Below are 986 nucleotides of genomic sequence, written 5' to 3' on the forward strand. Positions count from 1 at the left end.
CCGGGCGCCTGCGGGCGCTGCGCCGCTGGTTGGCGTCGGTCGGGTCGGAGCCGCAGGCCAGCGGCGGCGCCAGCGCCGACCTGCCGCGGCACGCAATCCTGATGGCGGCTGTCGATGTCGGCGGCACGCCGGAGCTGCTGGAGACGCTGCGTGACACCGTGCAGCATTTCCTTCAGGCCGAGGCCGGTGCACGACTGGCTGCGTGGGCGTGATGAAGACCACCCGCATCGGCATGGACGAACTCGTGGACGCCGAAGGCAGCAGCCTGCACGTCAAGCAGCTGGTCGCACTGAAGCACTGGGCCCGACCGCTGCAGCAGGCGCTGGGTCTCGACGGCCTCGATCGCAGTGGCCGCGTCACCTTCCACGTGCTCGAGGCACCCGATGCGGCGAACGCAATCGTCGAGTTCGCTCGCCGCAACGAGGTGGACCACATCATCATGGGCGCGCGCAGCGCCTCGCCGCTGCGCCGCTACCTTGGCAGCGTGTCGGCCCAGGTGGTGGCGGAGTCGGACTGCAGCGTGACCGTGGTGCGCGATCCGGCCGGCCGCGGCTGAACCGCGTCAGCGCAGCACGCCGGCCAGCGGCGTCAGCGGCGGCGGCAGGTCCGTCTCGCCCAGCGCCTCCAGCAGGTTGATCTCGATGGTGCGGCAGATCGCCTCGAGCGGCAGGTGGTTGGGCTTCAGGCCGAACGGGTCCTTGATCTCGTCGCCCACGGCGTCGAGGCCGAAGAAGGTGTAGGCGACGACGAGCACCACGAAGGGCGTCAGGTAGCCGATGAGATCGACCAGGCCGAACGGCAGCAGAAAGCAGTAGACGTACGCGGTGCGGTGCAGCAGCAGCGTGTAGGCGAACGGGATCGGCGTGCTCGCGATGCGCTCGCAGCCGGCGGCCGCGGCGGCGAGCCCCGAGACGTGGGTGTCGATCTCGGCGGCGATGCGCGCATCCACCTGCCCGGCCCGCAGCGCCTCGCCGAGGCCGCGCCCC

The 986-nt window shown here is 71.5% G+C and carries 2 protein-coding genes and 1 pseudogene; 2 read left to right on the plus strand and 1 reads right to left on the minus strand.

Annotated elements, in window-relative coordinates; genetic code table 11:
* A pseudogene (locus x551_RS27870) lies at positions 1-212 on the plus strand (serine/threonine protein kinase); the annotation flags it as partial.
* Complete coding sequence (locus tag x551_RS27875) at positions 212-556, plus strand: universal stress protein (protein ID WP_253950471.1); 345 nt, start codon at positions 212-214, stop codon at positions 554-556. The pseudogene x551_RS27870 and the gene x551_RS27875, both read left to right, overlap by 1 nt.
* A gap of 6 nt (positions 557-562) precedes the next feature.
* Here x551_RS27875 and x551_RS22685 read toward each other — a convergent pair.
* On the minus strand, positions 563-986 hold a 424-nt coding region (locus x551_RS22685), incomplete at its 5' end, for a bestrophin family ion channel (RefSeq protein ID WP_036251969.1).

It is taken from the genome of Methylibium sp. T29, from assembly GCF_000576205.1.
In the GTDB taxonomy this organism is placed as follows: Bacteria; Pseudomonadota; Gammaproteobacteria; order Burkholderiales; family Burkholderiaceae_C; genus Methylibium; species Methylibium petroleiphilum.